The organism is Paenibacillus sp. JT31N17, from assembly GCF_056269255.1.
This window is the reverse complement of record NZ_JBWDNP010000003.1, coordinates 178,236-197,790: the sequence shown is the minus strand read 5'-3', so window position 1 is coordinate 197,790 and position 19,555 is coordinate 178,236. Positions and strand designations below refer to the sequence as shown.

17 protein-coding genes and 1 other annotated feature are annotated in these 19,555 nt (G+C 52.7%); of the genes, 1 reads left to right on the top strand and 16 read right to left on the bottom strand.

Features of this window, described 5'->3' with window-relative positions:
• Positions 1-254 precede the first annotated feature (254 nt).
• From pyrE to lspA, 10 genes are all read right to left on the bottom strand, one after another.
• Positions 255-902: an orotate phosphoribosyltransferase gene (gene pyrE, locus AC0YOB_RS12545; RefSeq protein WP_475793109.1), complete on the bottom strand. Its 648-nt coding sequence runs from the start codon at positions 900-902 to the stop codon at positions 255-257.
• A gap of 1 nt (position 903) precedes the next feature.
• Complete coding sequence (gene pyrF, locus AC0YOB_RS12540) at positions 904-1,638, bottom strand: orotidine-5'-phosphate decarboxylase (RefSeq protein ID WP_475793108.1); 735 nt, start codon at positions 1,636-1,638, stop codon at positions 904-906.
• Between the two features lie 67 nt (positions 1,639-1,705).
• Positions 1,706-4,921, bottom strand: coding sequence for a carbamoyl-phosphate synthase large subunit (gene carB, locus AC0YOB_RS12535; protein WP_475793107.1), 3,216 nt, complete (start codon positions 4,919-4,921; stop codon positions 1,706-1,708).
• Positions 4,908-6,053 carry a glutamine-hydrolyzing carbamoyl-phosphate synthase small subunit gene (gene carA, locus AC0YOB_RS12530; RefSeq protein ID WP_475793106.1) on the bottom strand — a complete coding sequence of 382 codons (1,146 nt, stop codon included), beginning with the start codon at positions 6,051-6,053 and terminating at the stop codon, positions 4,908-4,910. The genes carB and carA overlap by 14 nt, the downstream gene beginning before the upstream one ends.
• Positions 6,054-6,187: 134 nt before the next feature.
• A complete protein-coding gene (locus AC0YOB_RS12525) occupies positions 6,188-7,480 on the bottom strand; it encodes a dihydroorotase (protein ID WP_475793105.1) in 1,293 nt (430 codons plus the stop codon).
• Positions 7,481-7,532: 52 nt separating this feature from the next.
• Positions 7,533-8,432 carry an aspartate carbamoyltransferase catalytic subunit gene (locus AC0YOB_RS12520; RefSeq protein WP_475793104.1) on the bottom strand — a complete coding sequence of 300 codons (900 nt, stop codon included), beginning with the start codon at positions 8,430-8,432 and terminating at the stop codon, positions 7,533-7,535.
• A gap of 18 nt (positions 8,433-8,450) precedes the next feature.
• Complete coding sequence (pyrR, locus tag AC0YOB_RS12515) at positions 8,451-9,017, bottom strand: bifunctional pyr operon transcriptional regulator/uracil phosphoribosyltransferase PyrR (protein ID WP_475793555.1); 567 nt, start codon at positions 9,015-9,017, stop codon at positions 8,451-8,453.
• A 281-nt stretch (positions 9,018-9,298) separates the two neighbouring features.
• The gene (locus AC0YOB_RS12510; RefSeq protein ID WP_475793103.1) at positions 9,299-10,534 is read right to left on the bottom strand and encodes an LL-diaminopimelate aminotransferase; all 1,236 of its coding nucleotides are present in this window, start codon (positions 10,532-10,534) and stop codon (positions 9,299-9,301) included.
• Positions 10,535-10,653: 119 nt separating this feature from the next.
• Positions 10,654-11,607 (bottom strand): RluA family pseudouridine synthase, encoded by a 954-nt coding sequence (locus AC0YOB_RS12505; RefSeq protein ID WP_475793102.1) that lies wholly within the window; start codon positions 11,605-11,607, stop codon positions 10,654-10,656.
• Positions 11,573-12,139, bottom strand: coding sequence for a signal peptidase II (gene lspA / locus AC0YOB_RS12500; RefSeq protein ID WP_475793101.1), 567 nt, complete (start codon positions 12,137-12,139; stop codon positions 11,573-11,575). Before lspA ends, AC0YOB_RS12505 begins: the two co-directional genes overlap by 35 nt.
• Positions 12,140-12,324: 185 nt before the next feature.
• Between lspA and AC0YOB_RS12495 the strand changes: the two genes are divergently transcribed.
• Positions 12,325-13,032 carry a TraR/DksA C4-type zinc finger protein gene (locus AC0YOB_RS12495; protein WP_475793100.1) on the top strand — a complete coding sequence of 236 codons (708 nt, stop codon included), beginning with the start codon at positions 12,325-12,327 and terminating at the stop codon, positions 13,030-13,032.
• A gap of 53 nt (positions 13,033-13,085) precedes the next feature.
• Here AC0YOB_RS12495 and AC0YOB_RS12490 read toward each other — a convergent pair whose 3' ends face one another.
• The 6 genes from AC0YOB_RS12490 to AC0YOB_RS12465 form a co-directional block, all read right to left on the bottom strand.
• Positions 13,086-13,370, bottom strand: coding sequence for a DUF5665 domain-containing protein (locus AC0YOB_RS12490; RefSeq protein ID WP_379114353.1), 285 nt, complete (start codon positions 13,368-13,370; stop codon positions 13,086-13,088).
• A gap of 199 nt (positions 13,371-13,569) precedes the next feature.
• The gene (gene ileS, locus AC0YOB_RS12485) at positions 13,570-16,665 is read right to left on the bottom strand and encodes an isoleucine--tRNA ligase (protein ID WP_475793099.1); all 3,096 of its coding nucleotides are present in this window, start codon (positions 16,663-16,665) and stop codon (positions 13,570-13,572) included.
• A 92-nt stretch (positions 16,666-16,757) separates the two neighbouring features.
• Positions 16,758-17,128: a binding site (T-box leader), on the bottom strand.
• 63 nt (positions 17,129-17,191) lie between these two features.
• Complete coding sequence (locus AC0YOB_RS12480; protein WP_210046556.1) at positions 17,192-17,689, bottom strand: DivIVA domain-containing protein; 498 nt, start codon at positions 17,687-17,689, stop codon at positions 17,192-17,194.
• A gap of 141 nt (positions 17,690-17,830) precedes the next feature.
• Complete coding sequence (locus AC0YOB_RS12475) at positions 17,831-18,613, bottom strand: YlmH family RNA-binding protein (RefSeq protein ID WP_475793098.1); 783 nt, start codon at positions 18,611-18,613, stop codon at positions 17,831-17,833.
• Positions 18,610-18,855, bottom strand: a complete 246-nt coding sequence (locus AC0YOB_RS12470) for a YggT family protein (protein WP_210046588.1) — start codon at positions 18,853-18,855, stop codon at positions 18,610-18,612. The genes AC0YOB_RS12475 and AC0YOB_RS12470 overlap by 4 nt, the downstream gene beginning before the upstream one ends.
• Before the next feature lie 34 nt (positions 18,856-18,889).
• Positions 18,890-19,342, bottom strand: coding sequence for a cell division protein SepF (locus tag AC0YOB_RS12465; RefSeq protein ID WP_210046558.1), 453 nt, complete (start codon positions 19,340-19,342; stop codon positions 18,890-18,892).
• Positions 19,343-19,555 lie beyond the last annotated feature (213 nt).

The window sequence follows — 19,555 nt, the reverse complement described above, 5'->3', positions numbered from 1 at the left end:
TTTGCCCTCTCATTATCAGATTCTATTGGGTGGATAAGCTATTGTATGCAGCAGCGTTTTTACTTATTACACAGGTTTATAGGATTTGAACCAATTGAATGAAAAAGAAACTAACGCTGCCGTCCTTTTGGCGGCAGCGTTAGTTTCTTCCTCAAACATATAAGCAAAGTATAGGTCGAATTTTATGCTTTCTTATATTTCAAAAAAAGAGAACATGGATGATTCCCATGTTCTCTGCTATGTTTAAGCGTCATTTATTGCCCGAAGGCCTGCGGATTCTCCCGCCATTCGAGCAGCAGCTCCACTTCGCTTTGCTGTACTGCGCCGTTCTGTACGGCCACTTCAATTAATGCGGTATAGTTTGATAACGTATCCAGCGTAATATTTTGTGCGGCAAAAGCATCGATCGCCAGCTGGAACTGATAGGTGAAGATGGCAATGACCCCCTGCACCTCGCAGCCCGCGTCCCGCACCGCTACAGCCGCTTTGAGAGAACTGCCGCCTGTAGAGATCAGATCCTCGATCAGGACCACCTTTTGGCCTGGCGTGAAATGGCCTTCAATCTGGTTCGTCTTGCCGTGTCCCTTGGCTTTATCCCGCACATACAGCATCGGAAGGTTCAGCTTCTGAGCCACCCAGGCGGCATGCGGAATTCCGCCTGTCGCGATCCCCGCAACAGCCTCGCAGTCCGGGTAGCGCTCCCGTATAACGGCAGCGAACCCTTCCGCAATCCGGTCACGGATTTCCGGATAGGACATCGTCAAGCGGTTGTCGCAGTAGATCGGCGATTTCAATCCCGACGTCCAGGTGAAGGGATCTGCGGGACGCAGCATCACCGCGTTAATTTCCAGCAAGGCTTTGGCAATTTCAACAGGCAGCTGTTCCAATAAAGGTATCGTCATCTTATAGCATCTCCCTCAGAATGGATTCAAGCGCTTCCCGCGGATCGGGAGCAGCCGTAATGGGACGGCCAATTACCATATAATCAGTTCCTGCTACGAGCGCTTCGCGCGGCGTCATAATCCGTGATTGATCATTGACGTCCGCGCCTGCCGGACGGATGCCCGGCGTGATCGTTTGAAAAGCTGCGCCGCAGGCGGCTTTGATGGACTGTACTTCCTGCGGCGACGCAACTACGCCGTCGAGTCCCGCCTGTTTGGCGATCCGGGCATAACGCAGAACGGCGTCCTCGACACTTCCTTCAATGCCGATTTCCCCATTGAGCGTAAGCCGGCTTGTACTTGTCAGCTGAGTTACCGCAATAACCGCAGGACGCTTCTGGCTGCCGGAACTGTCAAATGCCGCATCCACCCCTTCAAGGGCAGCTTCCATCATCCGGACGCCCCCGGCTGCATGTACATTGAAAATATCAACCCCAAGCTTCGTGATGCTGCCCGCCCCGCCTTTGACGGTATTGGGGATATCATGCATCTTCAAATCCAGGAAAATCCGGTAGCCCCTCTCCTTCAGTCCGGCTACAAAGCCAGGGCCGGCGGCGTAAAAGAGCTGCATGCCCACTTTCATGTAGCAGGGAATACCCTCCAGACTGCGAAGCAGCCCTTCGGCTGCGGCGGCATCGGGATAATCAAGGGCTACCATAATGCGCCCTGCCGCTTCCTCACGAGACAGCTTAATCATGAACCCACCTCCGAAATTTTGCGAACGCATGGCAAAAGCCTGCTTGTGGGCAGGCTTTTATGGCCTTTTATTTCTGCAGAACCGGCATCGGACGGGATGAGAAGTTAATCGTCTCGAGCATATTCAGCAGCGCGCGGACGGTATCCAGCGAAGTCATACAGACAACGCCGTTCTCCACCGCTTCACGGCGGATGCGGAAGCCGTCACGCTCCGGTGTCTTGCCTTTGGTCAGCGTATTGACCACGAAATGCGCCTGTCCATCGCGGATCAGATCCAGGATGTTCGGCGAGCCTTCGCTGAGCTTGTTGACGGTTTTCACGCGAAGCCCTGCGGCTTTGAGCGATGCTGCCGTTCCGCCCGTGGCAATGATGTTGTAGCCAAGATCGTAGAAGCCGCGCAGGATTTCAAGCGCTTCCGGCTTGTCTTTGTCAGCCACCGTCGCGATGATCGCACCTGTTGGCGGAATTCGCATACCGGCGCCGATCAGACCTTTGTACAGCGCTTTGGCATACTGCTGATCGCGGCCCATCACTTCTCCGGTCGATTTCATTTCCGGCGTAAGTGTCGGGTCAACGCGGCGGAGCTTCGCAAACGAGAATACCGGCACTTTTACCGAAACAAAGTCATCTTCCGGCCATAGTCCTTCGCTGTAGCCCAGATCAAACAGCTTCTCGCCCAGAATGGCTTTGGTCGCCAGATTGGCCATTGGAATGTTCGTCACTTTGCTCAGGAACGGCACCGTACGCGAGGAACGCGGATTGACTTCGATAACGTATACTTCGTCCTGGTAGATAACGAACTGGATGTTCACAAGTCCGATGACTTTGAACTCCTTGGCGATTTTAATCGTAATATCGACCATTTGCTGCTTCAGCCTGTCAGACAGAGACTGTGGAGGATATACCGCAATGGAGTCGCCGGAATGGACGCCCGCACGCTCGACATGCTCCATAATTCCCGGAATCAGCACGGTATCGCCATCGCAGATCGCATCGACTTCCGCTTCCTTGCCGAGCATATAACGGTCGATCAGGACCGGATGCTCCGGATTGATTTTTACCGCCTGCTCCATGTACATGAGCAGCTCCTCATCGGAATAGACGATTTCCATGGCGCGTCCGCCAAGCACATAGGACGGGCGTACCAGAACCGGGTAACCGAGTCCTTGAGCGGTCTCGACTGCCTCGCCGACGGAGATGACTGTCTTCCCTTCCGGTTGGGCGATATTCAGCTTGCGCAGCAGCGCTTCGAATTTCTTGCGGTCTTCCGCCGCGTCAATGCTTTCCAGATCCGAGCCCAGAATGCGGATGCCGGCCTTGGTGAGCGGAGCCGCAAGATTGATTGCGGTCTGGCCGCCGAACTGCACGATGACGCCGATCGGGTTCTCCTGCTCAATGACGTTCATGACATCCTCGAAGAACAGCGGCTCGAAGTACAAGCGGTCGGACGTTGAGAAGTCCGTAGAAACCGTCTCCGGGTTGTTATTGATGATGACCGCCTCATAGCCGGCGCTTTGAATGGCCCACACGGCATGTACGGTGGAGTAATCGAACTCGATGCCCTGACCGATCCGAATCGGACCGGAGCCAAGCACAAGCACTTTCTCCTTGGAGGTCTGGATGACTTCATTCTCTGTTTCATAGGTCGAGTAATAATAAGGCGTGGTTGCTTCAAATTCCGCCGCGCAGGTATCTACCATTTTGTAAACCGGATTCAAGCCCTGTTCCTTACGGAATTTGCGCACATCATGCTCATTGGCCAGATCCCTGTGATTGCCTTCCATGCGGATTTCCGCAATGGAGCGGTCAGAGAAGCCCTTGCGCTTGGCCTGGTACAGCAGCTCGTAGGTCAGTACTTCAGCGCGGCGCAGTTCATCCTCGAAGCGGACGATGCCTTCGATTTTATCCAGGAACCACCAGTCGATCTTCGTCAAATCCTGAATATCCTGAAGCGCGTATCCGCGGCGGAAGGCCTCTGCTACAAGGAACATCCGCTCGTCATCCGGCTTCTCCAGCCGAGTGCGGAGCGTTTCCTCGGACAATCCAGCCGCATCCTTCAGATGAATCCGGTGCGCGCCGATTTCAAGTGACCGGACCGCTTTATGAATCGATTCCTCGAATGTGCGGCCGATCGCCATTACTTCGCCGGTCGCTTTCATTTGCGTACCCAGCTTGCGGTTGGCGGACAGGAATTTATCGAACGGCCAGCGTGGAATCTTCGATACGATATAATCCAGCGTCGGCTCGAAGCAAGCGTAGGTCTGGCCTGTGACGGGGTTGACGATTTCATCGAGCGTATAGCCGATTGCGATTTTGGCTGCCATCTTGGCGATCGGATATCCGGTCGCTTTGGATGCCAGAGCCGATGAACGGCTGACGCGCGGATTCACCTCGATGACATAATATTGATAGCTGTGCGGATCAAGCGCGAATTGTACGTTGCAGCCGCCCTCGATGTTCAGGGCGCGGATGATTTTCAGCGAAGCCGAGCGCAGCATTTGATATTCGCGGTCGGACAAGGTTTGGCTTGGCGCCACAACGATGGAATCGCCCGTATGAACGCCTACCGGATCGAAGTTCTCCATGTTGCATACGACGATACAGTTGTCGTTCGCGTCGCGCATAACCTCATATTCAACTTCCTTCATGCCGGCGATCGATTTCTCGACCAGACACTGGCTGATCGGGCTGTAGCGGATACCCGAGGCTACAATTTCAAGCAATTCCTCTTCGCTGTGACAGATGCCGCCGCCTGTTCCGCCCAGCGTGTAGGCCGGACGTACGATAATCGGATAACCGATTTCATTGGCGAAATCGACCGCTTCCTGCACCGTTGTCACAATAACGCTGTCCGGTACCGGCTGCTCCAGCTCGCGCATCAAATCGCGGAACAGATCGCGGTCCTCGGCCTTCTCAATAGCCGTCAGCTGAGTGCCGAGAAGCTTGACATTCTCCCGCTCCAGCACACCTGCCCGGGCAAGCTCGACCGCCATATTGAGGCCGGTCTGTCCGCCAAGCGTCGGCAGCAATCCATCCGGACGCTCCTGGCGGATAATTTGGGTAACAAATTCAAGCGTAATCGGCTCGATGTATACTTTGTCGGCCATATTCGTATCGGTCATGATTGTTGCCGGATTGCTGTTGATCAGCACAACCTCGAAGCCTTCTTCTCTCAACGCCTGGCAGGCCTGCGTGCCTGCATAGTCAAACTCCGCCGCTTGTCCGATGACGATGGGTCCGGAACCGATGACGAGAATTTTTTTGAGTTCATTATTTCTGGGCATACTGCAGCTCTCCTCTCAATGACTCCGCTAGTTGCGCCTGACGCGGTCTCTGTGGGTTGTCTTTTTTATGGGTGCGGATCATTTGCAGGAATTCATCAAACAGGTAGCTGGAATCGAAGGGACCTGGCGCTGCCTCCGGGTGATATTGAACCGAGAAAGCCGGGAACTGCGTATGCTTCAATCCTTCAATCGTACGGTCATTATTGTTGATATGCGTCACTTCCAGCTGAGTGCCGCTCACTGAGTCTTCAAGCACGGTATAGCCGTGGTTCTGCGAGGTAATGTAACAGCGGTTGGTCGCCAGTTCCTTAACCGGGTGATTGCCGCCGCGGTGCCCGAATTTCAGCTTCGAGGTATCCGCGCCGCAGGCCAGTGCGAACAGCTGGTGACCCAGGCAGATGCCGAACATCGGATATTCGCCCAGCAGCTCCTTGATGGTTTCAGCCGCATGCGGGACATCCTTGGGATCCCCGGGGCCATTGGACAGCTGTATGCCGTCAGGCTTCAGGCGGCGGATTTGGTCGGCTGTCGTGTCCTGCGGCACGACGATGACGTCGCAGCCGCGCTTGGTCAGCTCGCGGAGAATTCCGCTTTTTGCGCCGTAATCGATCAATACGATCCGCTCGCCTTCACCCGGGCTTGAGAAGATGCTTTTGGTCGAAGTGCGGGCCACCTGATCGGTCATCAGCGGAGTCAGGCCAAGACGCTCCTGCAGCTCTTCCACCCGCTCGGAGCCGGTCGTAAGAATGCCCTTCATGGTTCCAAAATGACGAAGTTTACGGGTAAGCATGCGGGTATCGATTTCGCTGATGCCGATAATGCCATATTCCTTCAGCAGGCGGTCAAGCGTATATTCAGCGCGCCAATTGCTCGGAACCGGCTCATGACGGCGCACAACAAATCCATGGATAAACGGACTGATGGATTCAAAATCATTGCGCGTAATGCCATAGTTTCCGATAAGAGGGTACGTCATCGTGACAATCTGTCCGCAGTAGGACGGATCGGAAAGGACTTCCTGGTAGCCGGTAATGCCGGTGTTGAACACGACTTCGCCGGCCGACTGGCCCTCCGCGCCGAAGCCAAGGCCTGTAAACAAAGTGCCGTCTTCCAATAACAATCTTGCTTGCATCCGTATCACTCCTAAAGGTTTGAAAGTTTTGCTTGTAACGCATCCTAAACGGTTTCCTGCTCCTCTGACAGAAGAATAGGTTCGCATCAGACGCGAGACACTGATCTAAGTTGAGTATGTTTCTCTCTGTTATGTTACAGTTCCGACCAAACCACAGATCCGTCCACAATGGTCAGCACGGGCCACCCGGATAATTTCCAGCCGCCAAACGGCGTATTATTGCTTTTGGAAACGAAGCTGTCCGGATCAACCGTCCGCTCGTTCTCCAAATCCACAATCGTCACATCCGCTGGCGCTCCGATTTCAAGCCTGCCGCTGCTGAGTCTGAATACCCGCGCAGGGTCAGTCGTCATTCTCTTGAGCAGGAAGCCCAGCGTCCATTTGCCAGTCTGCACAAATTTCGTATACAGGAGCGGAAAAGCTGTTTCAAAGCCGACAATTCCGAACGGCGCAAGCTGCATGCCGCGCGCCTTCTCCTCTGCACTATGCGGCGCATGATCGGTCACGATCATGTCCAGCGTTCCGTCCTCGAGTCCTTCGATAACCGCTTCGACATCGCGGGGCGTCCGCAGCGGAGGGTTCATTTTCCAATTGGCATCCATCCCCGGAATGTCCTCATCCGAGAGAACCAGGTGATGGGGGCAGACCTCGGCAGTTACTTTAATCCCGACCTGCTTGGCGAGCCGGATCAGACGAACCGACTGCTCGGTGCTCACATGGCAGACATGATAGTGGACGCCTGTCGATTCCGCCAGCAAAACGTCCCGTCCGACATGGATGGCCTCCGATTCGTTGGGAATGCCTTTCAAGCCGCTGCGTTCAGCGAATTTGCCCTCGGAGACGAACAGGCCTTCAACGAGCGAATCGTCTTCGCAGTGGGCAATGACCGGCATGTCCATGGAAGCTGCCAGCGCCATGGCGTTTTTCATCATTTGCGCATTCTGAACGCCCACACCGTCATCGGTGAAGCCAACTGCGCCAGCTTCCTTCAGCGCTGCAAAATCGGTCAGCTCGCGGCCAAGCTCGTTCTTGGTTATGGCCGCGTAGGGCAGCACCTTAACGACGCCTTCAGCTGCCGCCTTGTCCAGAATGTACCTGACGGTTTCCGGCGTGTCGGTAACCGGGCGGGTGTTGGGCATACAGGCAATCGTTGTGAAACCGCCTTTGGCAGCGGATCTGGTGCCTGTTGCAATATCTTCTTTATGTTCAAAACCGGGATCGCGCAGATGAACGTGCATGTCGATCAATCCTGCGGAAACCAGCTTTCCTGCCGCATCCACAACCTCACATCCAGCTGTTTCCGGAATCCCTGCTGCGCCGTCTTCAATGGCGGCAATCAGGCCATTCTCAATCCTCACATGTCTGGTTTCGAGCTGCTCTTTATTCTCATTCCATATTTGACCGTTTACTATCCATAAGGACCTCATATTTATTCAATTCTCCTTTTTGGCATTTGCATTTGATCTGATTAGCCGCTGCTTAAGCGAGCGCCCGCTCGATAACGGCCATCCGGACCGCTACGCCGTTCTGCATTTGCTGGAAAATCCGCGATTTCGGATGCTCCACCAGTTCATCGTCGATTTCCACATCGCGGTTGATCGGAGCCGGATGCATGATGATGGCGTGATCCGCGATTGACGCAGCCCGCTCTGCCGTCAGCCCGTACTGCTTCCGATATTCCCCGGCTGATTGGAACACGCCGTTCTCATGACGTTCCAGCTGCACGCGAAGCATCATGACCACATCGGACTTCAACGCTTCTTCGATCGTGACGTATTGAACGTCGAGCTCGTAAGCTGCCATGCCTGGCGGCGCGCAAAATCGTACGTTCATCCCCAGCTTCCGCATCGCCCACAGGTTGGACCGGGCAACCCGGCTGTGCAGAACATCGCCTATAATGGAAACGGTCAATCCCTTTAATTCACCGAACTCCTTGCGAATCGTATAAAGATCGAGCAGCGCCTGTGTAGGGTGCTCGTTATTTCCGTCCCCGGCGTTAATCAGCGGCACCTTGACTTTGGTTGCCAGGTCCGCCAGCACGCCGATCGGCTTCAGACGGATGATCCCGGCGTCAATTCCCATGGATTCAAGCGTGCGCACCGTATCGTAGATCGATTCGCCTTTCTGCACACTGGATACCGCTGCGGAGAAGTTCAGTACCTCAGCTCCCAGACGCTTCTGGGCGACCTCGAACGAGAATCTCGTGCGGGTGCTGTTCTCAAAAAACATATTGGCCACAAATCTACCCTGGAGCACAGGGGTTAGCTTGTCGGGCTGGGCTTCCCAATAAGCGGCGCGTTCCAGCAGTTCGGTTATTTCCTCCTGCGGCATATCCTTCAATCCCAGCAAACTGCGCTGTTTTACTATCGTTTCATTCATGCTTATAGCCTGCCCCCTTTAATGGATAATGGTCACTTTATCTTCATGATCCACTTCTTGAAGCGAGACCTGAATCTGTTCCTGTTTGGATGTCGGCACGTTCTTGCCCACATAATCAGGCCGGATCGGCAGCTCGCGATGTCCCCTGTCCACCAGCACCGCCAATTGAATCGTCTGCGGCCTGCCGCAATCCATCAATGCATCCATGGCAGCTCTGATTGTACGGCCCGTATACAGCACATCGTCGAACAAAATAATCCGCTTGTCCTGCACACTGATGACATTGTCGTCTTTGCCTGCCTCCAAGGATGAAGCTGACTGCTCTGAGCCGGAACCCGACCTTCCGCCAGTTCCTCTGTCATCGCGGTACAGGGTAATGTCGATTCCCTTCACCTCTACAGGGAGCCCTTCAATCTCGCGGATTTGCTCGGCGATTCGCTGCGCCAGATAAATGCCGCGTGTACGAATGCCGACGAGTACACAGTTATCAATGCCCTTGTTCTTTTCCACGATTTCGTGGGCGATACGCGTGAGAGCACGGCGGATCGCAGTTTCGTCCATAATGATGCGGTGCTGCCCATCCATACGCTTCATCCGCCTCCCTGACTCCAAGCGATGATCGGTCACAATAAAAAACTCCTTGCGGCCGTCGCAAGGAGTCGTTCAAATGAATATTCCCTTCTCTTTCCGTCAAGAGACGTCTGCGCGCAAAAAGCCGCCAGCGGTTCTTGTCCGGGTTGCATGAGGAACATTCCATTATTCACGATACCTTGACAGCCTCTCTGGACTGAATTAAAGGTACTACTGTTCATTAAAGGAATTATCCCACGTTCGACAAATGATGTCAATACCTTACATGAGAGTTGTTACAGGCTGAGCTTCGTAATGCGTTCAACGGCTTTCTCGGTATTCTCGCGGCTGCCGAAAGCGGTGAGACGGAAGTAGCCTTGTCCGCTTTGGCCGAAGCCTACGCCAGGCGTTCCCACAATGTTGGCCTCGGACAGCAATTTATCGAAGAATGCCCATGAATCCATGCCGTTTGGTGTTTTGAGCCAGATATAAGGGGCATTGACGCCGCCGAATACTTCCAGCCCAAGCGAAGCCAGTCCGTCACGGATGATGCGGGCATTGGTCATGTAATAATCGATGGTGGCGGCAATTTGCTGCTTGCCTTCAGCGCTGTAGATCGCCTCAGCCCCGCGCTGGGTCACATAGGATACGCCGTTGAATTTCGTTGTGTGGCGGCGGTTCCACAGATCATTGACGAGCAGCGTATTGCCGTCCGCATCTTTGGCCTTCAGTTCGCGCGGAACAATCGTATAGGCGCAGCGGACGCCGGTGAAGCCTGCTGTTTTGGAGAAGCTGCGGAATTCGATGGCTACTTCCTTCGCCCCTTCGATTTCATAAATGCTGCGCGGAACATCCTCTTCCTGAATAAACGCTTCATAGGCGGAATCATACAGGATGATGCAGTTGTTCGCTCTGGCATAATCCACCCAGCGCTTCAGCTCTTCCTTGCTCAGCGTCATACCCGTCGGATTGTTGGGATAGCACAAGTAGATCAAATCCACTTTGCGGTCAGGCAGGCTTGGAATAAAGTCATTCTCCGAGCTGCATGGCAGATAAACAATGTTCTCGTACTGGTTTTTTTCTTTATTGAATTGACCCGAACGGCCTGCCATGACATTGGTGTCCACGTAGACCGGATATACCGGATCCTGGACCGCTACTACCGCATCCTGGCTGAAAATCTCCTGGATGTTGCCTACATCGCATTTGGAACCATCGCTTACAAACACTTCATTGGTCGCGATATCGATGCCCCGCGCTTTGTAGTCATTCTCAATAATGGCCTGAATCAGAAAATCATATCCCTGCTCCGGACCGTACCCGCGGAATGCATCGGGGCTTGCCAGCTCGTCCACGGCTTTGTGCATTGCTTTCACGACAGCATCAGGCAAACCGCGGGTAACATCGCCGATACCCAGGCTGATAATTTGCGCATTCGGATTCTCCTGGGTGAATTTGGTGCGGCGCTTGGCAATCTCGGAAAACAGGTAGCTGCCCTGCAGCTGCGTATAGTTGTGGTTAATTTGTGTCATCTGACTTCAATCTCACCTTTCTATGGCCGTTCGCGGCATAGTATGAATTGCTATCATCATAGCCTACAGACAGAACAAACATAATAAAGAAAATAGTGAAAAGTTTGCACTTTTCACCATTAACGCTGCCGCAATATCATCAATTCATGTTCAATGTCCTCTGGAATAGGAGCCGAGAACTCCAGATACTCTCCGGAACGGGGATGCGTAAAGCCCAGAACGGCCGCATGCAGCGCTTGCCCTTTGAGCGCAATCGTCTTGTTGCGCCCGTACATGGGATCCCCTGCCAGCGGGTAGCCGATGTATTTGAGATGAACGCGGATCTGATGCGTACGGCCGGTTTCCAGCTGCAGCTCCAGCAAAGTAAAGTCCTCGCCCAATCTCTCCAGGACTGCAAAATGCGTAACCGCATGCTTGCTGCCCTTCTGGGTGACCGTAAACAGCTTGCGGTCCTGCGGATCCCGCCCGATCGGGGCATCGATGGTGCCATGCTCATGCGGCACTTTGCCGTGAACGAGCGCGATATATTTGCGCGTCACGGTGTGGTCCTTCAGCTGGGCTGCGAGTGAAGCGTGTGCCAGATCATTTTTGGCCGCCATAATCAGTCCGGAGGTGTCTTTATCTATACGATGTACGATGCCGGGACGAAGAACGCCGTTGATGCCGGACAAGTCGGTGCAGTGAAACATAAGCGCGTTAACGAGTGTCCCCGAATAGTGGCCTGGCGCCGGATGCACGACCATCCCGCGCGGTTTGTTGATCACGATGACATCGCTGTCCTCATAGGCAATTTCAAGCGGGATATCCTCGGGATCGATTACGGCTTGCTCCGGTTCGGGAATGACAATGACGATATGCTCGTCGGCTGTAATCTTGTGATTGGCTTTAACCGTCCGTCCGTTCACCTGAATCGCGCCGGTCCTGATCCATTCCTGCACCTGCGTGCGTGATGCCAGTCCTTCTTCAAGGCTTTCCGTTACATATTTATCAAGCCGCTGTCCTGTCTGACTCTCGTCTACTGTGAACTCAAGCGGCTCGTCATTGAATGGGTTGATGCTCTTGTTTGCTGTCATGTCCGTCTTGTCCATCCTGTCTGTCCTGTTCGATAGGCTCTTTGTGTTCATTCGAATCTCCGTTCTCATTCTTCATGGATAAAATGGCGTCCAGCAAAATCAGCGCAACCCCGCATACGATACCCGAGTCGGCCAAGTTAAATATCGGAAAGATGTAACGCCCAAAGGTAAATTGCAAAAAGTCGACAACATGGCCATAAAGCGCACGGTCGAGGAAGTTGCCTACGGCCCCGCCAAGCACCATGCCAAGGCCGACCAGTAACAAGGGCTTGCCGGACTGACGGTTCTTCTGGAGATACCAGACTATTCCGGCCACAACCACCAGAGTGATGCAGAGAAACAATATCTGCTGCTGCTGGAGGATGCCAAATGCCGCTCCTTCGTTGCGGAGGGAGGTGATAATAAAAAATCCGTCGCCGAGCACATTGATTTTTTCACCGATTACAAGATTATTCTCGATTAGCCTTTTGGTAACCCAATCAATCACAAAGACGAATAAAGCGATCCAATAATAATATAATCTCAAAAACATCATGCCCCCTTGTCCCAAACATTGTAGCATATTCCACCTATTTGCCACCAGCGAATCCTTCATTGGTCCCGCCTGCCCCCGTTTGCCAAATGCCCCAGCGATGCCCACCTCTAAAATCAGGCATATCAGCGAAAGCTAAAGGCAATCCTGCACAGCTATACAAATGGAAAAGAGGGGCTGCAATCGTGAATACATTGACGATGAATCAGTTGAATATGCTGCGAAGCCAACTGGAAGCGGAGAAGAATGAAACTGCCCGGCGGCTTGAAGACAGTGATCATTATGGTCATGCCGACTCCCAGCGGGATGAAACCGGAGAATTGTCGATGATCGATAACCATCCCGGCGATGTGGCAAGCGAAATCTATGAGCGTGGCAAGGATACGGCGCTTTTGGAGCAGGAGGAGCTTCGGCTGGAACGGATTGAAGCGGCATTGACGGCGATGGATAATGGCGTTTACGGCAGCTGTCTGGTGTGCGGCGAAACTATCCCGTATCAACGGCTGCAGGCGCTGCCCGATACCTTATATTGTGTGGAGCATTCGCCCAGGCAGGAGATATCAGAGCGCAGACCCATTGAAGAGCAGGTGCTCACGCCTGCCTTCGGGCATTCCAGCATGGATGAGCATGAGGGCTACAATGGCTTTGACGGGGAAGACGCTTGGCAAATCGTGGAGCAGTGGGGAAACTCCGACTCTCCGGCCATGTCCGAAAACCGCGACGTCGAGTCCTACGATGAAATGGGTATTGAAGCCGGCGAACCAGACGGTTATGTAGAGCCGCTGGAGAGCTTCCTGGCTACCGATATTACCGGGAAAGTAGTCAGCGTCGTTCGCAACCGGGAATATTACGATTATCTGAAAAACAATGAAGGAGACAGCGGACTCGAATAGCTGGCTTAAATCTTATGCACAGAACAGGAAACGGACTTGCCCGTTCTTAACGGTCAATAAACCTTGCCTTCGAGCTGATGCTGGACGATCCGTACAATATCAGCGATATAGTCGCCGACAATCGGCAGGTTCAGCGCGCCAAGGAACTGCAGGATATAAATAATCGTTGCCGCAAAAATGGAAAATCCCAGCGCGATGCCGACGCCGCGGAATATGCCGGCCAATAAATTGCGCCATATCAGGGAAAGGGGCCGATTAAGAAGCAGCACATAATCCGCCATTTGCGAACGTTCCATATCCACGGCGACTTTCTCCAGCCGGCGGTCCAATATTTCCATCGAATGCTGGATGGCGTTCAGGTTTTTTGTTTCCTCGGTCATATTGAACCCTCCGTATGATCGTGGTAGTTGATGAGCAAGGCAAGAAGTAAAAAAACGCCCATGCAGATGCTGCCGGCGAAGCGGCATTTGCCGCTTCGCCGGCAGCACTCGCATGAACGTTAAGCCCATATGCGGTCATTCACCGGTTATAATGCCCTTAACCGCCGATTAAAATTCCAATTTCTTTCTCGCCGAGCTTCAGCCGCTCCATTCCCTCGCTGCTTCCATAATCGACTCCGCTCAGCAGCACATTCTCCATCAGAACAGCTTCGAATGCCTTCAGCGCTGCCGTCAGCTCGGCATCCACGTCAAGCGTCAGATGAACCCGCTTCTCAATCGGCAAATCCAGCTTCTTGCGTGTATCCTGAACTGCACGGATGACTTCACGGACCAAGCCTTCCTGTTCAAGCTCGGGTGTAATATCGGTATTAACCGCCACCGTCAACTGATAACCCGAAGCGGATGCAAACCCGGCCTTGGCCTGTTTCTCAATCAGCAGCTCGTCGATTGCAAGAGTCAACGTTTCACCTTCGGAGGATGGATATGCAAGCTCCCCGCTTTGCACCGCCGCTTGAGTCTGCTCCGGCGTCAGCTGCTTCAGATAAGCTTGAATGCCCCCTACCAGTTTGCCGTATTTTTTACCCGCAACCTTCAGGTTCAGCTTAAAGGTGAAATCCACAAACCCGCTATCGCCGCTTGCAATTGCAATAGTCTTGATATTGATTTCGTCCTTGATGATGTCTTCATACGCTGTAAGATCGAATTCACGGTCCAGTGCAATAATCAACTCGGACAACGGCTGACGGGTCTTGATCCCCGTTTCGTTGCGGACATTGCGCGCAAGCTCGACAATCTGACGGGCGGTCTCCATATCACGCTCCAAGGTTTCATCGATTGCGGAGTCATCGGCTTTTGGGTAATCGGCCAAATGAACGCTTTCCGTACCGCCTCCCAGGTTGCCGTAGATGTCTTCTGCGAGAATTGGCGCATAAGGGGCAATAAGCCGCGAGAGCGTGAGCAGCACATGCCGCAGCGTCCCGTAGGCATCCAGCTTGTCATCCGTCAGGCCGCTTCCCCAGAACCGGTCGCGGGAACGGCGGATATACCAGTTGCTTAATTCATCGACGAAGACCTCTATGGCTTTGGCCGGGTTGAGAAAATCATTCACCTCAAGGCCCTTCTCCACCTGCTTGATCAAGCTGTTCAACCTCGACACAATCCAGCGGTCCAGCTTTCCTGAAGATTCCCGGTATGGATGCTTGGAAGGCTCATATCCGTCAATCGACGCATACAAGGCAAAAAACGCATGAGTATTGACGATAGTGTCCATTACCTTCGATTTGGCTTCGCCAACGATCCCCCGCGAGAACCGTTTGCTGTTCCATGGCGCGCTGTCAGACAATAATGCCCAGCGGAACGCATCGGCTCCATATTCATCGAGGATTTCCCACGGGTCAATGACATTCCCTTTGGACTTGGACATTTTCTGCCCGTTCTCGTCAAGCACATGTCCGGTTGAAATAACCGCTTTGTACGGAGCCTTGCCGTTATAGAGCGTTGATACGGCCAGCAGGCTGAAGAACCAGCCGCGCGTCTGGTCAATGCCCTCGCAAATAATATCTGCCGGGTACTGATCCGCAAATGCCGCCTCGTTCTCAAACGGATAATGCTGCTGCGCGAACGGCATCGAGCCGCTGTCGAACCAGACATCGATAACCTCAGACGTTCTGGTCATCACACCGCCTTCGCAATGCGGACAGTTCAGCTTAACTTCATCCACATAGGGCTTGTGCAGTTCAATGTCGGGAGAGATGGGTTCTACCGAACGCGCAACCAGATCCGCCCTGCTTCCAGGCGCATGCTGTCCCCCGCAGCTGTCGCAAACCCAAACATTAAGCGGCGTTCCCCAGTAACGGTTGCGGCTGATGTTCCAGTCGACTAGATCCTCAAGGAATTTGCCGAACCGGCCTTCCCGGATATGCCCCGGATACCAGTCCACCTTTTTGTTATTGGCAATCAACTGTTCCTTCACCGCGGTCGTTTCAATGAACCAGCTCTCTGTTGCATAGTAGATAAGCGGCGATTTGCAGCGCCAGCAGAACGGATAGCTGTGTTCGTACCTCTCCTTGGAGAACAGCAATCCCTGCTCGCTGAGCATCTTGACAATATCGACATCGCAATCTTTTACGAAGCGGCCTGCCAGATCAGTCACCATGTCCATATACCGGCCGGCATTGTCCACCACATTCAGGAAGCTGACGCCATTCTGGCGGGCCACTTTGTAGTCATCCTCACCATGGGCCGGCGCAATATGAACAATACCTGTACCGCTCGTATCGCTGACAAAGTCACCAGGAATGACGAAATGCCCGTTATCCAGCGCGGCATAGCGAAATGGAGGCTCATATTTCAAGCCGAGCAGATCAGCCCCTTTTACAGTGGACTCGATTTCATAGCCGCTTTTCATTACACTTTCCACAAGACCCGCTGCGACGATATACAGCTCCCCTTCTTTTCTCACCCGGACATAGTCCAGCTTCGGATTGACGGCAAGCGCTACATTCGCCGGAAGCGTCCAAGGAGTTGTCGTCCATGCCAGCACATACGCGCCGGAATCGGTCAGCTTGAATTTCACCGTTGCGCTGAGATCCTTCACATCTTCATAGCCCTGGGCAACCTCGTGAGAGCTGAGCGTTGTCTGGCAGCATGGGCAGTAAGGGCTGACCCGGTGACCGCGGTACAGCAGCCCTTTGCCATGAATCGTGGATAAAATATGCCACACGCTCTCAATGTAGTTGTTGTCCAGCGTAATATAAGGCTTGTCCATATCAGTCCAATAGCCGATCGCTTCCGTCAGATCACGCCACTGCCGTTCATACTCAAAGACGCTGTCCTTGCATTTTTTGACAAAGGCTTCGATGCCGTATTTCTCGATTTCCTGTTTGCCGGAGATGCCCAGCTGCTTCTCCACCCCAAGCTCGACAGGCAATCCGTGCGTATCCCAGCCTGCTTTGCGCACAACACGGTATCCGGACATTGTCTTATAGCGGCAAACAAAATCCTTGATTACCCGTCCAAGCACATGGCCGATATGCGGCTTGCCATTGGCAGTCGGAGGACCTTCGTAAAATACAAAATTAGGTTTCCCATTACGATTTTCGATCGATTGCTCAAATGTCTGTTCTGCTTTCCATTTGCCCAGTACCCGGATATCGCGGGCTCTTGCACGTTCCTTCACATCTACGCGCTGCATGCTTTACAGATCCCCTTTCTTATTTGAAAATTCATTGAAAGACCATGCGAAAAATCTGACTGCTGTGACAACAAAAAAAGCCCCATCCCCTGGAAAGGGACGAGGACCTGCTCGCGCTACCACCCTTGTTCCAAGCATAATGATAAAAGTGAATCCAACATGCCGCTTGCTTGCCGGGCACTGTTCTTCTCACATTTTCTATGCTTGACACTTGTTACGGATTTTAAAGAAATCCGTATTCCTGGTAACGGGGGGAGTCCGGCAGCGCTTAGTGCAAGTTCAGCTTGCAAGAGGAGAATGATGCTGTTCGCACATCTGGTCTTGTCAGCAATTTATCCACTTGGGCATTCAGCGCAGCTTCTCGGAGATGATCTTCAACCACGTTCTGCGCACCGATTCACAGCAATCATCGGATTCTCTGGGGGCAAACGCATGGTCTACTTGTTCTCGTCAATGAATTTGGTTGATTAATTATTCACATTTATACGCCAGCCCTGCGTGTTTGTCAAGAGCGGCGAGTGCGTGCCTAGGAATTATTGATCACTTCATTGGGTAAGCGGTCTCTGCCTTCAAGCGAATCCCAGCCATTATGGCTCAGCAGCTCGAGCTGCGCTTCGACCAGCGAACGGAAACGGGCGCGGTAGATGGAAGCCTGTTGTTTGAGCTCCTCGACTTCAAGGGCAACCTTCCGCGATTTGGAGAGAGCTTCATTAATGATCCGGTCTGCATTCTTCTCCGCTTCCTTGACAATCAGCTGTGCTTCCTTCTTGGAGTTGCTTTTTACATCATCAGCCGCTTCTTGTGCGACAATGATCGTTTTACTCAGCGTTTCTTCGATATTGGAGAAATGGTTCAGCTTCTCCTGAAGCGATAACGCCTGGTTTTGCAATTCTTTGTTTTCCCGAATAAGCGCCTCATAGTCTTTGATGACCTGATCGAGAAACTCGTTTACTTCATCTTCGTCGTAACCGCGAAGACGTCTTCCGAATTCTTTATTATGTATGTCCAATGGCGTAAGCGGCATTGGCGCACCTCCCAAGAGTATGAAGAGTCGAAGAACGAAAACAATTCAGGGCAAAATCAAACCCAAAGTCCCATGCCCCGCACAATTAGTTCGGGTCTGCCTGTTTACATTCGACATATCGGGCTAAAATCCTGCAAGGTACTATATAAATTTGCCGATTTTCACCCGTACTCTGCCTTTCTTCGTAACACCTTCGACGCTGAGGACTTTAAATCGGCCCAGGCCCTGAAAAGAAACGACATCCCCTTCTTTAAGCATCGCTGAAGGATCTTCTTCCGCACGCCAGTTGACTCGGCAGCGTCCTGCGCGGATGGGATCCACGATTTTGGACCGGCTGACCCGGTAAACATCGCTTGCAATCCCGTCCAGACGCAAAGAAGCCACCGATAGGTTCTGTTCCTCCAGCACCGGAGCCGCAGCCTGCAGACCGGTTAACGGAACAATGTCCGTCAGGACGTGAACCCGGTGAACTTGACGCAAATGAATGTTCACATAATCGGCAATTTCCTCTTCAACGAGACAATGGCAGAATTCGGGGTGAATGTGAAGATCCCCTACCCGGTCCCGCTTGATTCCAAGCCCTAGCAGAGCGCCAAGGTAATCGCCGTGATCGAGCTGTAGATGCCCTCCGGTGCCGGCCGTAATCTGAATCAAGGCTATACCTTCAGGCTCATCATCCAGCATCCGGTAATCCGGCGCGATAAGAGCACGCCGGCGCTCCGCCTGCTCATATCCGCCCATCAGCTTAACCTGTATGTCCATTTGGCGGTTAGCCAAACTCATTAGAATATCAACCTGTCTGGGATCGAGGAAGTCCGTGCGTTTCATCTCATGGCCAAATGCTGCCCGTTCGACCCACTCCGAGGCCCGATCGACAAAAGCACGCTCATCAGGATGGAAATGCACATAGATTTCTGGCTTCATTGGAAAATCATGTTGAGAATCGCGATAATCCCATATGCCACAAACCGGAGTGCAAACAAGGCAACGATGGGGGAAATGTCGAGCATTCCGCCAATGGGAGGAATAATCCGTCTGAATGGCGTCAAATAAGGTTCTACGATCTTAGCCAGCAGCACGCCGATAAAGCTTTCGCGCGCGCTTGGGAGCCATGACAAAAGAATGTAGCCAATAATCAAAAAGTTGTAGATCGTATAAAGATTCATGACAATGCTCGTTACATTCCAGTCCAACTAAAGGTCACCTCGTCTTTTTGTATTCGTTCTCTTCTGCCAGCATATCCGTAATCGTTCCCTGGATTTCAACCGTATCCGGCGTGCAAAGAAAAATATTCGGTCCAAGCTTCGAAATGCTTCCATTCAGAGCGTAGATGGTTCCGCTCAGAAAGTCAACAATCCGCACAGCCAGATCCGTACGCACCCGCTGCAGATTCACAACGACAGCGCGCCGCGAGCGCAGATGATCGGCGATTTCCTGGGCTTCGTCATAAGAACGGGGTTCATTCAGAATGACGCGCACATTTTTTTGCGAATGGATGCTAACTACATTATTGCCTTTTGTAGATTGTTTACGTGCTTCGAATGGAGAAGTTTCAACCTCTTGCTCCTCATGATGCTCAATTCTTTCACGTTCGACGATTTCTTCTTCCTCCTGCAGCCCAAGAAAACTCATGAATTTATTCATAACACTCATTATCCATTCCTCCTAAGAGTTTCTGGTAATACTTCTCGCGGATTACTCCAAAGCAAGCCAGAAACTCACTTCGGAAGCGTTACTGAAGTTTCTGGTAATACTTCTCGCGGATTACCCCAAAGCAAGCCAGAAACTCACTTCGGAAGCGTTACTGAAGTTTCTGGTAATACTTCTCGCGGATCACTCCAAAGCAAGCCAGAAACTCACTTCGGA